Source organism: Actinosynnema sp. NPDC059797, from assembly GCF_042732085.1.
Lineage (GTDB): Bacteria > Actinomycetota > Actinomycetes > Mycobacteriales > Pseudonocardiaceae > Actinosynnema.
On the sequence record NZ_JBHWIE010000595.1, the window covers coordinates 1 to 2956 of the forward strand.

Consider the following 2956-nt stretch of genomic DNA (forward strand, 5'->3'; position numbering starts at 1 on the left):
CGTGCTGGACGGCCTGCGCGCGCGGCCGGGCGACACCCGGCCCGACAGCGCCCGACCCGACAGCGCCCGACCCGACAGCGCCCTGCCCGGTCGCCCGATCACCGTCGACGACCTGAGCGCGGCGGTCCTCCGGGGCGGGGTCGGCGCCTCGGCGGGCGACCGACCGGCCCGGTGACGTCGCCCGCCGGAGGTCCGGCGACGGCGGGTCCGGCGGGCGGCTCCCCTCAGGCCCCGCCGAGGACCTGCTCGCGCAGGATGTCCGCGTGGCCGCAGTGCTGGGCCAGTTCCCGGAGCACGTGGAGGTAGACCCACCGCAGCGGGAGCGGCCCGCGCCGGTTCCCCGGCAGCACGTCGTCCAGGCCGAGGCCGGCCGTGGCCGCGCGGGACGCGGCGCAGGCCTCCCGGTGGTCCCGGCGCACCGACTCGATCGAGTCCTCCTCGGTCAGCGCGAACGACTCGTCCGGGGTCGCGGGGATGCCGATCTCCGCGCGGGAGCGGCCCGTCACCGCCTCGTCGAACCAGACCCGCTCGACGAAGGCGGCGTGCTTGACCAGGCCGAGCAGGGTCGTGCGCGAGGCGACGAGCGACCTGCGCGCCTGCTCCTCGGTCAGCCCGTCGAGGCAGTCGTGGAGGGCCGCGCGGTGCTGGTCGACGAACGCCTCGAACTGGGCCTTGAGCGGACTGTCCACGACGTGTTCGACCGGCGTGGGACCGGGGTGGCTGCTCATGGTGCGAGTATCGCCGGTCGGCCGGTGCCGTCCGGGCCGGTGCCAGCCGGGCCGGTGGCGCCGGGTCACCGCCGGGCGGAGGGCTCGCCCTCGGCCGGGGGCCGGCCGTCGAGCAGGGTGAGGTAGGCGTCGAGCCGCGCCGCGCCGGCGAGGAGGTCCCGGCTGCGCCTGGTCAGCCGGTCCTGCCAGGAGTCGAGGAAGTCGCCCAACGCGTCCGCGCCGCCCGCCTCGCGCAGCGAGTCGACGAACCGCGCGACCTTGCGCAGCGGGTAGCCTCCCCGGCGCAACTGCCGGGCCACCTCGGCGTCGCGCACGCAGTCCGGCCCGTACTCGCGGTGGCCCGTCACCCGGTCTCGCCCGGGGCGCAGGACGCCCGCGGTCTCCCAGGTGCGCAGCGTCGCCGGGTGCACGCCGAGCCGGCGCGCGAGTTCGCCCACGGTCAGCGGCCGGCCGCGGACCGGCTCGGGCGTCGCGGTGGACAGGCCGCCCAGGGCCGCCGCCACCTCGGCGCGGGTGTCGCGCTCGGCGAGCAGCGCGACGTGCGCGGCGTCGATGAGCCGGTAGGCGGACTCGGTGTCGCCCCGGTTGACCGCGCGCATGACCTCCACCGCCCGTCGGTGACCGTGCCCCGCGCGCAGCGCGAGGAAGGCGCGCAGGGCCTGCGCGTGCAGGGGCGTGTAGCGCCGGTGGCCGGCCTCGCTGCGCCCGGTCGGCGGGAGGTCGCCCTCGTCGTCGTAGTTGCGGACCGCCTGAGCGGACAACCCGTGCTCGCGGGCCAGGTCGACGGGTCGCAGCGCGCACCTCCGATTGAGGTTTTCACCCCGAAACCCCAGGTCGTCCTCGGGGAAGTTTCACTCGAACCTTCAACGATACGGTCAATGGCAGGTCCTTCCGAACAGGGGTGTTCCATGTCCACTTCCGCAGCACTGCGCGCCCTCGGCCGCCAACTCGACGACCCGGCCGACCTGGGCCGCGCCCTCGACGACCTGCTCGCCGCGCGGGCCGAGCCGCCCGCCCTGCTCGCCCTGGGCGAGCCGACCCACGGGATCGAGGCGTTCCCGCTGCTGCGCAACGAGGTCCTCGTCCACCTCGTCGAACGCGGGTTCAGGTCGATCGCGCTGGAGACCGACTTCTTCGCCGCCTCCGTCGTCGACGACTACGTGACCGGCGGGACGGCGGATGTCGACGCCGTGCTCGCGACCGGGTTCAGCCACTCGTTCGGCGCCGTGCCGGGCAACCGCGAACTCGTCGAGCTGCTCCGCGCCCACAACGCCGGCCGGGCGCCGCGGGACCAGGTCCGCTTCCACGGCTTCGACGCGCCGACCGAGACCGCCGGCGCGCCCGGTCCGCGACACGCGTTGTCCGCGGTCACCCACCACCTGCCCCCGGCGCTGCGCCCCGCGTCGGTCCGCGACCTCGACGCGCTGCTCGACGCGGACGCGGACGAGGCCTGGACCAACCCGGCCGCCATGTACGACCCGGCGGCGTCCATCGGCGACTCCGCCCGCGCCCGCGCCCTGCGCGTCATCGCCGACGACCTCGCCAGCGCCCTGCGCCGCGCCGCCCCCGTCCTGCGCCCCGCCGACCCGGCCGGCTACGACCACGCCCTCGCGCACGCGCGCACCGCCCTGGGCCTGCTGCGCTACCACGCGGCCATGGCCACCCCCGCGCCCGACCGCATCGCGGCCCTGATCAGCCTGCGCGCCGAGATGATGGCCGAGAACCTGCTCGCCATCGTCGCCCGGGAGCGGCGGCGCGGCCCGACCCTGGTGTTCGCGCACAACGTGCACCTGCAGCGCACGCCGTCCCGCATGCGGTTCGGCCCGGAGGAGGCGGGCTGGGGCAGCGCCGGCGCGCTGGTCGCGGTCGCCCTCGGCGAGCGCTACGCGTTCGTGGCGACCGACGCCAACCCCCGCAGCGAACCGGGCACGCTCCAGCACGCGCTGGCCGGTGCGACCACCCGCCGCGCCCTGTTCCCGGCGCCGGCCCTGCGCGCCGCGCTCCCGCCGTCGACCCGCAAGGGCGAACCGATCGTGCCCGGACACCTCCCGCTCGACCCGGCGGACCTCGACGGCGCCGACGCGGTCGTCTTCGTCGCCGACACCGACGGGCAGCGGCACCAGTACTGGTAGCCGCGCCGACAACCCGGTGGCGCCGCCCGCGGCGGTGGTCGACAGTGGGGCGGTGCGGGTGGACGACGGCGGGGACCTCCTCGCGGGGTACGTGAC

The 2956-nt window shown here is 76.8% G+C and carries 3 protein-coding genes; 1 reads left to right on the plus strand and 2 read right to left on the minus strand.

Annotated features, from left to right (window positions below):
* Nucleotides 1–224: 224 nt before the first annotated feature.
* Both ACFV4N_RS42185 and ACFV4N_RS42190 read right to left on the minus strand, forming a co-directional pair.
* Complete coding sequence (locus ACFV4N_RS42185) at nucleotides 225–728, minus strand: DinB family protein (protein WP_499678308.1); 504 nt, start codon at nucleotides 726–728, stop codon at nucleotides 225–227.
* Between the two features lie 65 nt (nucleotides 729–793).
* The gene (locus tag ACFV4N_RS42190) at nucleotides 794–1522 is read right to left on the minus strand and encodes a MerR family transcriptional regulator (protein ID WP_499678310.1); all 729 of its coding nucleotides are present in this window, start codon (nucleotides 1520–1522) and stop codon (nucleotides 794–796) included.
* Nucleotides 1523–1636: 114 nt separating this feature from the next.
* Here ACFV4N_RS42190 and ACFV4N_RS42195 point away from each other — a divergent pair, with 114 nt between their 5' ends.
* On the plus strand, nucleotides 1637–2860 hold the full coding sequence (locus ACFV4N_RS42195) for an erythromycin esterase family protein (RefSeq protein WP_499678309.1): 1224 nt from the start codon (nucleotides 1637–1639) through the stop codon (nucleotides 2858–2860).
* The last annotated feature ends 96 nt before the right edge of the window (nucleotides 2861–2956 follow it).

What these genes read in the sequence shown, in the direction of transcription:
- ACFV4N_RS42185 (WP_499678308.1), bottom strand. Translation starts at nt 728, where the DNA reads ATGAGCAGCCACCCCGGTCCCACGCCGGTCGAACACGTCGTGGACAGT.
- ACFV4N_RS42195 (WP_499678309.1), top strand. Translation starts at nt 1,637, where the DNA reads ATGTCCACTTCCGCAGCACTGCGCGCCCTCGGCCGCCAACTCGACGAC.